Origin of the sequence: Streptomyces sp. NPDC088354, assembly GCF_044753585.1 — a bacterium.
In the GTDB taxonomy this organism is placed as follows: Bacteria; Actinomycetota; Actinomycetes; order Streptomycetales; family Streptomycetaceae; genus Actinacidiphila.
In genome coordinates, this window is the sequence record NZ_JBIVNJ010000038.1 from 59,082 (window position 1) to 74,726 (window position 15,645).

Annotated in this window: 11 protein-coding genes; 4 read left to right on the plus strand and 7 right to left on the minus strand. The window is 70.5% G+C overall.

Translation table 11 applies throughout. From position 1 onward, the window contains the following. Nucleotides 1-27: 27 nt before the first annotated feature. Together ACIP98_RS34785 and ACIP98_RS34790 are read left to right on the plus strand one after the other, a co-directional pair. Nucleotides 28-456, plus strand: coding sequence for a pyridoxamine 5'-phosphate oxidase family protein (locus ACIP98_RS34785; RefSeq protein WP_401979962.1), 429 nt, complete (start codon nt 28-30; stop codon nt 454-456). Nucleotides 457-622: 166 nt separating this feature from the next. Further along, a complete protein-coding gene (locus tag ACIP98_RS34790) occupies nt 623-1,606 on the plus strand; it encodes an aldo/keto reductase (protein WP_401979965.1) in 984 nt (327 codons plus the stop codon). A 111-nt stretch (nt 1,607-1,717) separates the two neighbouring features. Here the strand turns inward: ACIP98_RS34790 and ACIP98_RS34795 are convergent, their stop codons facing one another. The 4 genes from ACIP98_RS34795 to ACIP98_RS34810 form a co-directional block, all read right to left on the minus strand. Next, complete coding sequence (locus ACIP98_RS34795; RefSeq protein WP_401979968.1) at nt 1,718-2,884, minus strand: ROK family protein; 1,167 nt, start codon at nt 2,882-2,884, stop codon at nt 1,718-1,720. Nucleotides 2,885-3,092: 208 nt separating this feature from the next. Next, complete coding sequence (locus tag ACIP98_RS34800; RefSeq protein ID WP_401979970.1) at nt 3,093-6,398, minus strand: PQQ-dependent sugar dehydrogenase; 3,306 nt, start codon at nt 6,396-6,398, stop codon at nt 3,093-3,095. Nucleotides 6,399-6,538: 140 nt separating this feature from the next. After that, nucleotides 6,539-7,507: a sugar phosphate isomerase/epimerase gene (locus tag ACIP98_RS34805; RefSeq protein WP_319661020.1), complete on the minus strand. Its 969-nt coding sequence runs from the start codon at nt 7,505-7,507 to the stop codon at nt 6,539-6,541. Between the two features lie 94 nt (nt 7,508-7,601). After that, entirely contained in the window at nt 7,602-8,552 is a 951-nt protein-coding gene (locus ACIP98_RS34810; protein WP_319661021.1) for a hypothetical protein, read from the minus strand. Nucleotides 8,553-9,911: 1,359 nt separating this feature from the next. On the opposite strand from ACIP98_RS34810, the gene ACIP98_RS34815 reads away from it, so the two are divergent. Further along, complete coding sequence (locus ACIP98_RS34815) at nt 9,912-10,571, plus strand: hemerythrin domain-containing protein (protein WP_401979972.1); 660 nt, start codon at nt 9,912-9,914, stop codon at nt 10,569-10,571. A 258-nt stretch (nt 10,572-10,829) separates the two neighbouring features. Here ACIP98_RS34815 and ACIP98_RS34820 read toward each other — a convergent pair whose 3' ends face one another. The 3 genes from ACIP98_RS34820 to ACIP98_RS34830 form a co-directional block, all read right to left on the minus strand. After that, nucleotides 10,830-11,606 carry an SDR family oxidoreductase gene (locus tag ACIP98_RS34820; RefSeq protein WP_319661023.1) on the minus strand — a complete coding sequence of 259 codons (777 nt, stop codon included), beginning with the start codon at nt 11,604-11,606 and terminating at the stop codon, nt 10,830-10,832. Between the two features lie 274 nt (nt 11,607-11,880). Then, nucleotides 11,881-12,078, minus strand: a complete 198-nt coding sequence (locus ACIP98_RS34825; RefSeq protein WP_401979975.1) for a hypothetical protein — start codon at nt 12,076-12,078, stop codon at nt 11,881-11,883. Nucleotides 12,079-12,107: 29 nt separating this feature from the next. Further along, nucleotides 12,108-12,710 carry a TetR family transcriptional regulator gene (locus ACIP98_RS34830; RefSeq protein ID WP_319661025.1) on the minus strand — a complete coding sequence of 201 codons (603 nt, stop codon included), beginning with the start codon at nt 12,708-12,710 and terminating at the stop codon, nt 12,108-12,110. 327 nt (nt 12,711-13,037) lie between these two features. Between ACIP98_RS34830 and ACIP98_RS34835 the strand changes: the two genes are divergently transcribed. After that, entirely contained in the window at nt 13,038-15,056 is a 2,019-nt protein-coding gene (locus tag ACIP98_RS34835; RefSeq protein ID WP_401979977.1) for an MMPL family transporter, read from the plus strand. Nucleotides 15,057-15,645: the final 589 nt, after the last annotated feature.

Here is a 15,645-nt window from a genome sequence, read left to right on the forward strand (position 1 = left end):
GTCAGCGGCCGGGCCTACAGTCGAGGCATGGAACTTTCACGGGACGAACGCGAAAGCTTTCTGGCCGAGTCGCACGTCGCCGCGCTCGGCGTCGCAGCCGGCGATCACCGCGGGCCCTTGGTGATTCCGATCTGGTATTCCTATGTGCCCGGCGGACTGCCGTGGATCCTCACCGGCGCGGGTTCCTCGAAGATGACCCTGATCAGGGCGGCGGGCCGCTTCAGCCTGCTGGTCCACCGCACGGAGCCGACGACCCGGTACGTTTCGGTCGAAGGACCGGTTGCCGAGACAGCCGAGGGGACCAGCTCCCTCCATCGCGCGATGGCCGGCCGCTACCTGTCCGGTGAGGCACTCGACAGGTTTGTGGCCATGGCCGAGGTGGAACTCGCCGACCACGTCGTGGTCCGTATGAGGCCGGAACGCTGGTTCACCGCCGATCTGGGCTCGACAGCGTAACCCTGCCGCTCCGCAGGCCCCCGGTGTCACAAACGCGCAGGCAGGACGGTCTCTGTCTGTGCGGACTTTCCACGGACTCCGCTGTACGTGATCGAGCGCATCGGGTGTTCCTCTCCTGGAACGGAGTGCGGGGTGACGGACGATGCCAACGGGAAGGGGATGCACGATGCGGACGGTGGACCTCGGTCGTCAGGGACTGCGCGTGCCGGTGCAGGGCCTGGGTGCGATGGGGATGAGCGTGGACTACGGCGCCGGGGACGAGCGGGAGTCCGTGCTCACGCTCAACCGCGCGGTGGACCTGGGAGTCACGTTCATCGACACGGCCGAGTCCTATGGCCCCTTCGAGAACGAGAGGCTGATCGCCCGGGCGCTGGGACACCGCCGGGACGAGGTCGTCCTTGCGACGAAGTTCGGCGTCGACTTCGCCGACGACGGCACGCCCGGCCCCTTGGACGGCCGGCCGGAACACGTCCGCCGGGCCGTGGAGCGTTCGCTGCGCCATCTGGGCACGGAGGTGATCGACCTCTACTTCATGCACAGGGTCGATCCCCGCACGCCCGTCGAGGACACCATCGGCGCGATGGCCGAGCTGGTCACCGCGGGCAAGGTCCGCTGGATCGGACTCTCCGAGGTGTCCTCCGAGACCATCCGCCGGGCCCATGCCGTGCACCCACTCACCGCGGTCCAGTCGGAGATGTCGTTGTTCAGCCAGGACCTGCTGGACAACGGCCGCAAGGCGACGATGGACGAACTGGGCATCGGCCTGGTCGCCTCCTCACCGATGGGCCGCGGCTTCCTGAGCGGGGCCATCCGTAGCGTCGACGACCTGGCGCCGGACGACGCGCGGCGCGGACTGCCGCGCTTCTCGCCGGAGAACATCGCGGCCAACCTCGTCCTGGTCGAACGCATACGGGAGATCGCCGGCGCGCGCGGCGCGACACCGGGACAGGTCGCGCTCGCGTGGGTCAACGCACAGGGCGCCGTCGCCATCCCGGGCACGAAGAGGCGAAAGTACCTCGAGGAGAACGCCGCGGCCGCCGACCTCGTCCTGACCCAGGACGAACGCTCCGCACTCGGCGCCGCCGTCCCGGCCCAAGAAGTCAGCGGCGCGCGCTACACCGCGCGGGCACTGGCGTCCACCAACCGCTGACCCCGCGCTCCCGCGCCGGCCTCACCCTTCGGGCGTCCGGGGGAGCGGGAGAGTGTGCCGTGCCGTGCTGGGCAGCATTGCATCGGGTCGTACCGTCGGTTCGACGGTCCGTCACAAATGTCTCTCGAAGTCGAGTTCGCTGGCGAGCAGTGCCGCGCCGGTCACTCCGGCGCGCGGGCCGAGTTCCGACAGCACGATCTGCAGGTTCCCCGTGGCGAGCGGTAGCGAGCCCCGGTAGACGACGCTGCGGATCTCGGCGAGCAGCAGATGGCCGAGCCCGGAGACGCCGCCGCCGATCACGATCATCGACGGGTTGATGAAGCTGACGAGCGTGGCGAGGACTTGTCCCACCCGGTGGCCGCCGTCCCGGATCAGGTTGACGCACGTGACGTCCCCGCCGGCAGCGCACTCCCCCACGTCCACAGCAGTGAGGACGCTGTCCGCCGCAAGGCGTTCGGCCAGCGCCGGCGACTGCCCCGAACGGGCGGCGGCGGTGGCGTCACGGGCCAGGGCCACACCGCCGAAGAACGCCTCCAGGCAGCCGGTCTTGCCGCACGAGCAGACGGGTCCCTCGGCCTCGACCTGGATGTGGCCGATGTCGCCCGCGGACCCCTCCGACCCCCGGTAGATCTGGCCGTGCACCTGGACCCCGCAGCCTATGCCGCTGCCGATCTTCACGAACAGCAGGTTGTCGACGGCCTTGGCGACTCCTCCGTACCGCTCGCCGAGGGCCATCACGTTCACGTCGTTGTCCACCACGACCGGGCAGCCGTGCGCCCGGGTGAGGGTGTCCCGGACCGGGAAGCGGTCCCAGCCCGGCATGATCGGCGGGGAGACCGAGATCCCCTCCTTGAAGCTGACCGGCCCCGGCAGCCCGATTCCTATCGAGTTGAACCGCGCGCACCCGGCCTGGTCCGCCATTTTGTGCAGCAGTTCGTTGACCCGGTCCAGGACCGCACGCGGGCCTTTGCGGATATCGGCGGCCTCGGCATACGAGGCGATCGGTTCCAGCCCTCCGTCGGTGATCTCGATGTCGATCGAGCTGGCACCGAGGTCCACCGCCGCGAACCGGATGTCGGGATCGAGTTGGACAAGCGTGGAAGGGCGGCCGCCTCGCGAGGTGGCCGGCCCCGCCTCGAGCACCCTTCCGGCCGCGATCAAACGGTCGAGTTCAGCCAGCAGCCTCGGCCTCGCCACTTCCAGCTGGTCGGTCAGCTGGGCGCGCGACAACGGCCCGAGGTCGCGCAACAGGCTCAGCACGCGGTACTGGATGCTCACAGGCTCACTTCCTGGGTATCAGCCGAATGTGTGACAAAACGTTAGGGGCGTAACTTCATAAGCGTCAATGGCTTTCACACAGATCGTCAAAAGTTAAATTCGAAACGAAGAAAGCATCGGTGCGTCGAGCAGTTACCCGACCGGAGTCCCGGCCCCGGGAGTGCCAAGGGGTGCTGCCCGGCGTGACGGCCGGGCAGCACCCTTCGCATCAGCCGGCCAGGCCTCCCTTCACGGCGAGGGCGTCGCGGGCAAGAGCGGTCCGCGCGGTCGCGTCGGTCACCAGCCTGGTGTCCGCCGCCAGTTGCGCGACCTGGTCCAGGACCGCGGCCGCCTGGTTGGTGCGCCCTGCGTCGGCGTGCGCCCGGGCCTGGTCGAGCCGGACCGTCAGCCGCTGCTGACCCTGCTCGGTCAGCCGGTTCTCCGCACGCAGTTGGGTGATCAGGGCGTCCAGCTCGTCGAAGGAGGTGCGGGTGGTGAAGTGCACCGTGCGCGTGGTGGTGTTGCCCGCCGCGTCACGACCCGTGACCACCAAGTCGTGGCCACCCAGCGGCAACCGCCACAGCAGCAGTGGCTGCCCGGGGGTGACGGCCGTACCGTCCAGCAGCGCGGTGGCGGTCGGCCCTCCGGAGACCGCGTCCGTGACCGAGACCACCGGCGTCGGGCGCTGGGAGTCCCCGTAGGCGGCGTCAGTCGTCACACCGGTGACCGTCACTTCGGGTCCGGTCCTGTCGATCCGCACGGCGACGGTGCCCACCGCGGAGATGTTGCTGGCCGTGTCCGTCGCCCGGTACCGGATGGAACTCATCCCCTCCGTGGAGAGGGTGACCGTGCTGTTCGCGCTCAGCCAGGTCGTTCCGCCGTTGAGCGAGTACTCCCGGCTCCTGACGGCCCCATTGTCGGTGGCGTTGACGGTCAGCGACACATTGCCGGTGTACCAGCCGTTGCTGCCGGTGGGCTGCGCCGGGTTGAGCGTGGCCGTCACCGTCGGCGGGGTCCTGTCGGCGATACCGGACCCCTGGAAGGTGAAGGAGTCCACGTCGACACCGCCCGAGGACGTGACGTAGAGCTGCCCGGTGCCGGTGGGAGCCGCGCTCAGCGCCGTGTTGACCGTCTGCCAGCCGTCGCCGGCCGGGACCGTGATCGTGGCGAACGGGTCGGACCTGGGTGTGCCCCAGCGCAGCGACAGCGTTCCGGCGCCGGTGGCGCGGGTCTGCACCCCGGTGATGCCGGCGAAGGACACCGGGTCGTAGCCGATCCAGTCGCCGTTGTCGAAGGCGGTCAGCTTGCGCTGTCCGGAGGCGGTGGCGTCATCGGTGATCACGACGCCCTGGGACGAGTCGTAGTGCTCGCCCTGCATGAGGGCGGGGTTGAGGACGACCTGGGCGTCGCTGGTCGCGGGCGGCACAGAGCCGGCGCCCCGGTCGGTGTAGGTGAGACCGAGGACTCCGAAGACGTTCTCCGTGTCACCGTGGCCCGCGTCGGCCGGGGTGGTGATCGCCCCCGAGCAACCGGTCCCGCTGCTCACCGGGTGACCGTGCTGGTTGTGGCCGAGGCCCAGGGTCCAGGCGGCCTTGGTGCAGTCGACGTTGGTGCCGTCCTCCGGATCGTCGATCCGGGTGGCGTACGGCACCACGTCGCCCCAGGTGAAGAATCCGCCGTTGGGCGGGGAGGTGAACGCCACCGTCGGTGCGGTGTTGCCCACGGTGATCTGCTTGCTGGTCAGGCCGGTCTTGCCCTCGGGGTCGGTGACCTTGAGACGGGCCCGGAGCTGGCCGTTGTCGGGATAGGTGCGGGTGGCCGTGGGACCGGTGGCCTCGAAAGTGCCGTTGCCGTCGAGGTCCCACTGGTAGGTGAGGGCGGAGCCCTCCGGGTCGGTGGAGCCGGTCGCACTGAAGGAGACGGTGAGCGGCGCCTGGCCCGACGAGGGGCTGGCGCTGATCACCGCGGTGGGGGCCTTGTTGCCCTCCGCGTAGTCGATCCGGTAGAGGCCCGCGTCGGGGTTCTGCCGGAAGAAGCCGTCGCCGTAGTCGAGGACGTAGAGCGCGCCGTCGGGGCCGAACTCCAGGTCCATGGGGTTGTCCCACGGCGGGATGCCGTTCTCGGAACGCTCGCTGTTCGGGAGGACGTTCTCCAGCTTGGTGACCGGTCCGTCCGGGCCGGCCAGGGTGAGGGCGGCGACGTAGTCCTGGGAGAACTCCCCGAGGAAGGCCTTGCCGTCCCAGTAGGCGGGGAACTTGCCCGGAGCGGGATTGGACTCGTCGTAGTGGTAGACCGGGCCGCCCATCGGGGCCTGGCCGCCGGGACCGCCGGGACCGCGGAAGGCCGTGAGCTCCGGCCACGGCTGGTCGGTGTCGCGGTCGCCGTACCACAAGGTGGCCGCCCTCGACGGGGGCAGCTCGGTGAGGCCGGTGTTCCAGCGGGAGTCGTTGACCGGCGCGGCGCAGTCGAAGGCGGGGCCGGGGGTGAGGGTGGCGAAGTCGAAGTCCCGGTAGGGACGGGTGTTGTCACCGGTGCAGAACGGCCAGCCGCTGTTCATCGCCGTGCTGGTGGTGTTCCACTCGACGTAGCCCATCGGTCCGCGGTTGGGGTCGGCGTTTCCGGCGTCGGGGCCGTAGTCGCCCCACGTCACCGCGCCCGTGGCCTTGTCCACCGCCATCCGGTACGGGTTGCGCAGGCCCATCACGAAGATCTCGGGACGGGTCTTGGGCGTGTCGACGGGGAACAGGTTGCCCGCCGGGATCGTGTAGGTCCCGTCCTCCTGCACGTGGATGCGGAGGATCTTGCCGCGCAGGTCGTTGGTGTTGCCCGAGCCGCGGCGCTCGTCGAGGCCGGGGTTGTAGGTCGCCGCGTCGTTGATCGGGGTGTACCCGTTGACGTTGGGACCCGACGCGGGGGTGTTGCCGCCGGTGGCCAGGTAGAGGTTGCCCTGCGCGTCGAAGTCGACGTCGCCGGCGACGTGGCAGCACTGACCGCGGTTGGTGGTGACGCGGATGATCTCCTGGCCGGTGGACAGGTCGAGCTTGTCCCCCGTCCACTTGAAGCGGGTGAGGGAGTCGTAGCCCTCCCACTGCTTCCAGTACGCGTCGGTCTGCCCGGACGGCAGCCGCTCGGGGGCCGCGCCGGTGGGAGTGCTCAGCGGCGGCGAGTAGTAGAGGTAGACCCAGTGGTTGGTCGCGAAGTCCGGGTCGAGGGTGACGGTCTGCAGACCCATTTCCGAGTTCTGGTAGACGTCGAGGTGGTTCACGACCTTGGTGATTCCCGTGCCGGGGTCGGTCACCCGCAGATCGCCGTTGCGGGCGGTGTGCAGGACGCGCAGATCGGGCAGCACGGCGAGGTCGATCGGCTCGCCGGTCTCCTTGCTGAGCGTGACCTTCTCGTAGTTCGACCAGTCCACGGCGGGGTCGGCGGCCGTGCTCGCGTGGTCCGTGTGTGCGTCGTCCGGGTGGGCCTGCGCGGCCGGTGCCAGGGCCAGACCGCCCAGCATAGGCAGCGATGCCAGGAGCACCCCGGCCATGAGGCCTCTCAGGGTACGGTACACAGTGATGCGTCTCCTTGGTCTGTTCGGGTCAGGAGGTGCGCAGCCGGGCCGGCCCGCCGGTTGCGCCGTGGCAGCGGTACGCAAACGGCGGGCTCGGCCCGATCGGGTGCCTGCGATCAGGCCAGCAGCTGCTTCAGGGCGGTGAAGCTGCGCTGCGCGGCGCCGAACGAACCCGGCGGGTTGGGCTGGGTGTTGGGCGCGGTGTCCTGCTCCCAGATGCCGATGTGGCTGCCGCGGGCTCCGATGTCCCGGATGAACTGCTGGTACGGAAGGACGCCGGCGCCGAACTCGACGATGGAGTAGCCGTCCGCACCCGAGCTGGCGGCGCCGTCCTTCATGTGGAACAGCGGGTACCGGTAGGGCTGGTTGCGCACGTAGGCCGCGGGGTCGAATCCCGGCCAGCGGTGCTGGCCCACGTAGGCCCAGTACACGTCCAGCTCCAGGTAGACGTAGCGCGGGTCGGTGTTGCGCAGGAACACGTCGTACAGCCGGACCGACGGCTGGTCGGTGGCGAAGGCGAACTCGCCGGCGTGGTTGTGCTGGTACAGCTTCAGGCCGCGGGCGGCCGCCGCCTGCCCCCAGGCGTTGAACTCCTCCGCGGCGGCCAGGTAGCCGGCGACCGTGTTGGAGTTCGACGGTGCGTTGGCGGTGCCGACGTGCGGCATGCCCAGGATCTCCGCCGCGTCGAGCTGGGCCTGGAGGTTGGATCTGAAGTCCCCGATGCCGACGTGGCTGCCGATCGCCTTCAGACCGTTGTCGTCGAGCAGCTGCCGGATCTCCTGGACCGTGATCTGCCGGCCGAGGATCGAGGTGTTCTGGGTGTAGCCCGCGAACTCGACCTCCTTGTAGCCGATGCGCGCCATCTCCTCCAGGACGACCCTGAATCCGAGCGAGCTGACCTTGTCGCGGACGCTGTAGAGCTGCAGGGAGATGCGGTCCTTCGGGATGGACAGGATGCTGGTCGCGGCGGAGGCGGACGGCGCCGTCGCGGCGCCGACGATCGAGGCGGCGGCGACCGCCACGGTGGTGCCGGCGGTGGCCCGCAGGAAATCCCTGCGGTCGAAGGATTTGTCCAGGTGGCCCACGGTCACTCCTTGGTGGATGGGGCGAAGCAGAGTGGGGTGTGAGGTGCGCGGCGCTGACGGTGCGGAGCGCTTGTTGCCCGTGGACGGGCCGCCATCACAGCCCGGTGCCCGCGGCGGCCGCTGCGGCCTCCGCCTGCGCGGTACGCTCCGCCGCCTTCGCGGCGAGGTCGGCGCCGCGGTCCTGCGAGGCTGCCTTGGCGGCCCGGGCGAGCGACGCCGAGGGCGCGGCGGTGGTCGCGGCGATGCCGCCGCGAACGCGGGCCAGTTCGCCTACCTGGAGGGCGGGGCTGTTGTCGCTCGCGGTGAGCTTGCCGCGGACGATGATGTTGTCCAGGACCGCGTTCGCGTTGTTGCCGGTGACCGCGAGGTCGCCGCCGAGGTAGGTGGCCTGTGCGCAGGAACTGAGCGGGCCGTCGCCGCCGAGCTGGAGGGTGTCGGAATTGTTCTTGTACGCCGTGTCGCCCTCGACTTCACTGGCGCACAGGACACCGCCGAACGTGTTGGCGTTCACCGTGAGCGTCTTGCCGACAGTGCTGTCGTATACGTCGGTGTAGAGGTTCGCGTCGCCGGAGACGGCGCCGGAGACAGTGGTGCCCGAGATGTAGAGCTCGCCCGAGGAGGCTCTGACGTCTCCCTTGACCGTCGCGTCGACGCTGTACAGGAAGCCGCCGACGGCCGAGATACCGCCGCTGGCCGCGGTGTTCTGCACATGCACGCCGAAGGCGCCCTGCTCGGTCACCGCGCCCTTGACGGTGCTGTCGGTGATGTCCAGGTAGGCGTTGTCACCGACGGCGACGGTGCTGCTGAAGGTGACGCCCTTCGCCACGAGGTCGGCGCCGGCCTCGATCGTCACCGCGCCCTTGACCTTCGTACCGGTCAGCGTGCACGACGCGCCGGCCGGCACGACGAGGGTGCCGTTCACGGTGACGGCTCCGCCTTCTCCCACGCAGGTGGTCGTGAGCGCCGCCTGCGCGGGCGCCGCGATCGTGACCAGACCTCCCGAGGCCACCAACGAGGCTGCAACGAGGTACGAACGGATCTTCATGGAGCTTCCCTTCTGCTGCGGTTACGGCCACGGCGACATGCCGCGGCCGGGAACCCCCGCCACGGCGGGGTGCTGCGGAGTGCGGGACATCTGTCACAACGGAAACCCGCTACTCGCGGCGGGCGGGCGGCGCTGGGCTTCTCGTCGGCGGTGAGGACGCGTCACATACGGCCCCGGCAGGCGGGGCTGGTTACAAGGCCGCACTGGCGTTACATCGACGCAACATCGCGTCGGTCGGCTGGAACGCTAACCGGGGTCCCCGGCGGTGTCCAGAGCTTTGCCCGGAGTCAACCCAACCTTTTTGGCGAACCGTCAAAAGATCGTCGCCAACCGCGAATTGAATCCAACGAAATGCGGGATAGCGTCTTGACAGCGATGACGCTCTGCCGCACGCTCATGACGCTCAGCCACCCAGTCAGCGGTTCCAGGCCCATCGTCATCCGTGACAGGAGCGCTCATGCCGGCCGGATTGTGGATCATCGGAGCCCGTGGCCCGGTCGCCACCACGGCGGCGCTCGGTCCGCCCGCCTCGCGGACCGGACAGGTCGAGCCCACCGGTTGCGCGACCGAGCTCCCCCTGCGCCGATGCGGGCCTTCGCCGCCGGTCCGACCTGGTCGTGGACGGCCGGGCCGCTCGCCCGCGCCGGCGCGGTCCCGAGCCGTCTCGCCGATGCCCTCGCGGATGAACTTTCCCGCGTGGACGAGGAGTTCCGGACGGCGCCCCGACCCCGGCTCCGGCGGAGGGACCACCCGGGGCAGCGGTCGGCGAGGCGGCGGGGAATCCATCGCGGCGGCCGGTTCAGGCCGAAGGCCCGGATGACGGTCTGGGTGACACCACTGCCGTTGTGCTGCTCGGCGGTGACGCGGAGGGACACGTAGTCCGCGCGGGCCGGCGCGTGGAGCCGCTCCTGCCAGGTGCCCTTGTCCGCCCTTCAGTGCCGAGGACGACGGGCTTGACCGACAAGACCGACCTGCGCTTCGCCCACCCGGCGACGTCCACCACCGTCCGCGGTTCCGACCGACGTTCTCGCCGGGCGCGGACAGCGCGCGGGCGTCGCGGCGGCGTATGCGGCCGGTTTCCGGACCACCCGGGTTACCCGTGAGCAGCGCCGGGACCGGATACCAGGCCCGGACGGCGCTGGGCGGTTACGGGACCGTGACCCCAACAGCCGGAGGCGTATCCGACGCGCTGGATCCGAAGGTCGAAAGTCCTCGGATCTGCGGCGACTCGGCGTCTCCATGTGGCACTGAGCTCCTAGACACCTGGCGTCCGTCGCGATCAGGCTTTTCCGGCCGGCCGCATGAGCCGACCGTTCCACAAGCGATCGAGGACCCGTGAACCCGAGCACCGACGAAGCCATGGCCGATGTGCGAGACATGTACATGGCCCACACCATGATCCGCCGTGAATTCGGACTGCTCCCGCAACTCGTACGGGACGTCGAGCCGTACGACACCAAGCGCTCGGAGGTCGTGGGCTCCCATGCCCAACTCGTCTGCGACATGCTGCACTTCCACCACGAGGGCGAGGACGTGATCCTCTGGCCGCTGCTCCACGAGCGTGGCGGCGAGGAGGCCGAGGCCATCGTGCCGGTGATGGAGGAGCAGCACCACGCCATCGAGGCCGCCCACGGCGCGGCGATGCGCCTGCTGCCGGAGTGGAGGTCCACCGCGCGCGGCGGGCACGAGCTCGCCGACGCGTTCGACCGGCTGCTGGCCGTCCTGCTGGAGCACATGACGATGGAGGAGGAGCGGATCCTCCCCCTTGCCGAGAAATACGTCACCGCGACCGAGTGGCAGGAGCTTGGCAAGCACAGCATGAGCGAAGTGCCGAGGAAGGCACTCCCGCTCGCCTTCGGCATGGCCATGTACGAGGGCGACCCCGAGGTGATCAAGGCGGTCCTCGCGGAGGCTCCCGGTCCCGCCCGACTGGTTCTCCCGTTTCTCGCGCCGCGCCTGTACGCCAGGCACGCCAAGCGGGTGCACGGCACGGCCACTCCCCCGCGTGTCACCCGCTGACCACCTGTACGCGCGTGCGTACCTCCGACCCGACGACGGCCGCGCGCCAAGCCTTCACCAGGTACGCGGAACCGTCGGCGGCGCGGTCGCTTTGAGGGAAAGCAGAGTGGGCCGCGCCCGTCCCGCTTGGCACAGCACGTAGAGCCGTGGGCACGGTGTCTGCGCGAACGTTCTCCGACGCCCGATGCGGCTCGCGGCAGGACGAGGGCAGACCACGCGAAGCAGGGGATGGCCGCTCGGATCACACCTGACGGCAGCTCAGCTCGGCTGGCCGGTGGGCATGATCGTGACCTGCTGGAGGTTGACGTGCGCCGGCTGGGAGACGAGGAAGCCGACGGTACGGGCGATGTCCTCGGCCGTCAGCCATTCCATCGTCTCCTTGGCACCCGCCAGCCACTCCAGGGCACCGGAATCGGTCACGTGACTCTGCAGCTCCGTGCCGACGATGCCGGGCTCGATGGCCGACACGCGCACGTTCTTGGGACCGAGCTCCGTACGCAGGTGGCGCGACAAGTGTGTGACGTAGGCCTTCGTGCCCGAGTAGACGGCGAAGTTGGGGAAGATGTTCTGCGCGGCGATCGAGGAGGTGTTGACCAGGTCGCTGACGCCGCGCTCGGCAGCCGCCTCGACCAGCTGCGGAACGAACGCTCCGATGAGGTGCATGAGGCCGGTGATGTTCAGATCGATCTGCCGCTGCCACTGGTCGGTGGCGAGCTCCTCGATCGGGGCCGGCAGCATCACACCCGCGTTGTTGAACAGCAGGTCGGCGCCGCCGAAGTCGTTCTTCACCTTGTCGGCGGCGGCACGCACCGCCTGTGCGTCGGTCACGTCGACCGCGATCGCCAGGGCTGTGCCGCCTTGTTTCTCGATGCGCGAAGCCAGGACGGCGAGCCGGTCCTCGCGGCGGGCCAGCACCGCGACCTTCGCACCCAGCGACGCCAGGTGCTCAGCAGTCGCTTCTCCGATACCGCTGGAAGCGCCGGTGACGACGGCGACGCGGTCAGCCAGGGGCACGGCAGAGGTTTTCGAGGTCATGGCGGCACCTTCCCGTGATCGTTTGGGGGCGGCAAGCCGACAGGCCGCCGCACCCCCGACTGGGGCCCACTCGGCTGACGACATCACCGCCGTCCTCGTCCCGCCCGCTCGCCCGCCCGGGAGGGCGAGGTGCCTGTCGTCCGGGCCGCCATCGGCGCGGTCACCGCGGCGGCACGGTCCCCCGCGTCGGCAGGGGGCCGTGCGCGCAGGGGGTCCCGGGAACGAATCGGGGTCCCGGGCTTCGTGACGCTGCGCGGTCTCACCGACCCGGCCGTCACCGGCGCATGCTCGCCGCGCGGGTCGCCGAGCGCGGGCCGGCCGAGGCGATCGCGTTCGTCCTGCGCGGCCGCACAGGCGACGGGCGGACCCGGCCGGGCGCGCTGATCCCGCCGTCCGGTCCCGCGCCGCGGTCGGCGGTGCGGCCCGCGTCGCGCCGGTCCGGCACGGCGGCGGCCGTATCTGCCTGATCCACCCCTGGGGGCGCTCCTCCGGACGCGGGAGTCAGCGGCGTGCGCTCGCGGTCATGCCCTCGATGCCGGCGGTGAGGAAGGCCATGGCCGCGCTGATGGCCTGGTCGCGGCCGCTGCCCTCGGGGTGCTGGAAGATCTCGGTGACCACGGCCGCGGCCGCGGCGGCGGCGAGGCGGGGGGCGATCCCGTCCGGGGCCTGGCCGGTGTCCTCGGCGATGATGCGGGCGCCCTCCTCGATGGCCGCCGCCATCCGCGCGGTGCGCACCGCCCGCAGTTCCGGGTTGACCTCGAACATGCGCTGTTCGAGCTCGTCGGACTCGTCGTAGCAGGCTGACTCCTTGCGCAACCAGCCCTCCAGGGCGTGCATGACGCTCTCCCCCGCGGCGCGGCCGCGCAGCACCTCCGTCAGGTGCAGCACCGTGGCATCGAAGGACGCGAAGGCGATGTCCTGTTTGGAGCGGAAGTACAGCGTCACCGTGCGCGGGGACACCTCGGCCGCCGCGGCGATCTCGGCGATCGTCGTGGCGTCGTAGCCCTGCGCCGCGAAGAGCTCGAAGGCCGCGCGTGTGATCGCGGCCCGTCGCCTGGCTTTGCCGCGTTCGCGCAGGCCGTCCCCCGTCGCCACCTTGTCCATGCCGTCCAGGATAGCGGCGGACCTGCATTTTTACATCACGGCGTAAAAATGCATTACGCTGCAAAAATCCTGCGGGACGGACAGCTGCCGACCCTCGAAGCGAAAGAGATCTGCCGTGGCGAAACGCTTGTACGCGCTGGGACGTTGGGCGGCGCACCGCCGGTACCGGGTGCTCTCGATGTGGGTTCTGCTCCTCGCGCTGGCCGCCGGCCTGGGCACCGCCCTCGGCGGAAAGGCGACGACGGAGTTCTCAGTGCCGGGCATCGAGTCCCAGCAGGCCCAGGACCTGCTGAAGGAGAAGTTCCCGCGGGCGGCACGGCCCGGGTCGTGTTCGCCGCACCCCAGGGCGCGAAACTCTCCGGCGAGCAGGAGCGGCGTGCCATCGCCGCGACCCTAAAGGAGGTCGCGGCGGTGCCGGGCGTCGTCAACGTCTCCGACCCGGCGAAGACCGGCGCGGTGTCGAGGGACGGCACCATCGGCTACGCCGACGCGCTGTTCGGCAAGCCGGCCAACAGCGTGCCCCAGTCCGCCAAGGACCGGCTCGCCGAGGCCCTGGACCCGGCGAAGAAGGCCGGCCTGGAGGTCGAGCTGGGCGGCACCGTGTCCACGCCGCCGGCCGAGGTGGGCGGCCCGGCCGAGGTCGTCGGCGTGGTCGTGGCCTTCGTGGTGCTCGCGCTCGCGCTCAGCTCACTCGTGGCGGCCGGGCTGCCCCTGGTGACGGCCCTCGTCGGCGTCGGGGTCGGCGTGATGACCGTCCAGTTCCTGTCCCGCTTCATAGAGATGACGAACACCGCGACCGTCCTCGCGCTGATGATCGGCCTGGCGGTCGGCATCGACTACGCACTGTTCATCGTCTCCCGCCACCGCGAACAGCTCGCCGATCCCGAGCAGGACGTGCCCGACTCGATCGCCCGCGCCACCGCGACGGCGGGCAGCGCCGTGACCTTCGCGGGCGTGACCGTCATCATCGCGCTCGCCGCGCTCGCCACGACCGGCATCCCCTTCCTCACCGTGATGGGCCTGGCCGCCGCCGGAACCGTACTCCTCGCGGTCCTGGTGGCCCTGACCCTCGTACCGGCCCTGCTGGGCTTCCTCGGCGAACGGCTGCGCCCCAAGAGCGCACGGCCGGGGGCGAGTTCCCCGCGGACTCAGGCGTCCGGCCGCGAGCGCAAGCCCGGGTCCTGGGGTCTGGCCTGGGGCCGCCTCATGACACGCTTCCCCGTCCCGGTCCTGGCCGTGAGCGTCCTCGGGCTGCTCGCCCTGGCCCTGCCCGCCGCCGGACTGCGCCTCGGACTGCCGAGCAACGAGACCCAGCCCGCCGCGACCACCCAGCACAAGAGTTACCAGCTCCTCACCAAGGGCTTCGGTCCCGGATTCAACGCGACCCTCGTGGTCGTCGTCGACGGCACCCGCGTACCCACGACGCAGCGCGCGACGGTCGTCGAGCAGGTCGCCGAGACCGTCGGCAAGGATCCGGACATCGCGACCGTGGCCCCGCCCAGGGCCACCGAGGACGGCGCGATCACCGTGCTCGGCGTCGTGCCGAAGACCGGCCCCGACGACCAGAGGACCACCGACCTGGTGCACCGGCTGCGCGACCATGCGGTGACCCCGGTGACCGATGCGGGCGGCACCGCCTACGTCGCCGGTGCGACCGCCGCCGGAATCGACGTGTCGGCGAAGCTGTCCTCGGCGCTGCCGCTGTTCGTCACGATCATCGTGGTGCTCGCGCTGCTCCTGCTGATGCTGGCCTTCCGCTCGATCCTGGTGCCCCTCAAGGCCGTGCTCGGCTTCCTGCTGTCCATCGCGGCCGGCATCGGCACGGTCGTATGGGTCTTCCAGGACGGCCACCTCACCGGAGTGTTCCAGGTCGCGGCGGCGGCCCCGATCGCGTGCTTCGTCCCGGTCCTGCTGATCGGCGTCCTGTTCGGGCTCGCGATGGACTACGAGGTGTTCCTCGTCAGCCGGATGCGGGAGCACTTCCACCACCACCGGGACGCGCGGGCCGCCGTCGAGCACGGCGTGGAGCGCAGCGGCCGGGTCGTCACGGCGGCGGCCCTCATCATGGCGGCCGTCTTCGGCGGCTTCATCTTCAACCACGACCCGACCGTCAAGACGATCGGCTTCGCGCTGACCGTCGGCGTCCTCATCGACGCCTTCGTGGTCCGCCTCACCATCGTCCCCGCGGTACTGAGCCTGCTCGGCCGTCACGCCTGGGCGCTGCCCGCGTGGCTGGACCGGGCCGTGCCGAACGTGGACATCGAGGGCGACTCCCTGCCCCGGCGCACCACGGAGACTCGAAAGGCTCCCCTCGCCGCGGAACCCGTACGGGCCGGCAAGGACTGACCAACCACCGCGGAAGGCCGTGGAGGGCCGGGACCGCAGAATGACGGCGTACGGGGCACTGGGTCGGAAGCCCCCATGCCCGAGCAAGCGGCTGATGGCCCGCGTGGGCGTCGGCCACCGCCTCGAAAACTTCCGCCTCGCCTGACCCGCGCAACACAGCGGCCCGGCCCCCACGTGGGGATCCGGGCCGCTGTTCGTACGCGGAGACAGACATCACCCGGTCGGCTACTGAATGTGCATGGGTCACTGCGGACAGCCATCCTTGCTGTGGGCTCGCTGCTGTCTTCAACAGCGTTTCTCTCCTGGTGAGCGGCGTCTGCCGCGCGTTGTGGGCCCCTTGCTGGAGGTGACGTGTTGTCCCGAATAGCCATACCTCGGGCGTGGTGGGCAGTGGCCGCGAGCGTGGCCCTGGTGTCCAGTGCTCTGACGGGTGCCGCGTATGCGGAGGGCGCCGGCGGCGGTCAGGCCGGCGCTGTGAAGCCCGGCGCGAAGAGCGGTCTCGCGGACCCGTGCTTGCTGTTCCCGGACTTCCCCGGGTACTGCCCCGGCCGCCCCGGGCATCACGGGCACCCGGGGCGCCCCGGGATTC

Coding starts and splice junctions, on each gene's coding strand:
- ACIP98_RS34815 (WP_401979972.1), top strand. CDS start 9,912: ATGGCCGATGTGCGAGACATGTACATGGCCCACACCATGATCCGCCGT.
- ACIP98_RS34785 (WP_401979962.1), top strand. CDS start 28: ATGGAACTTTCACGGGACGAACGCGAAAGCTTTCTGGCCGAGTCGCAC.
- ACIP98_RS34810 (WP_319661021.1), bottom strand. CDS start 8,552: ATGAAGATCCGTTCGTACCTCGTTGCAGCCTCGTTGGTGGCCTCGGGA.
- ACIP98_RS34800 (WP_401979970.1), bottom strand. CDS start 6,398: ATGGCCGGGGTGCTCCTGGCATCGCTGCCTATGCTGGGCGGTCTGGCC.
- ACIP98_RS34830 (WP_319661025.1), bottom strand. CDS start 12,710: ATGGACAAGGTGGCGACGGGGGACGGCCTGCGCGAACGCGGCAAAGCC.
- ACIP98_RS34820 (WP_319661023.1), bottom strand. CDS start 11,606: ATGACCTCGAAAACCTCTGCCGTGCCCCTGGCTGACCGCGTCGCCGTC.
- ACIP98_RS34790 (WP_401979965.1), top strand. CDS start 623: ATGCGGACGGTGGACCTCGGTCGTCAGGGACTGCGCGTGCCGGTGCAG.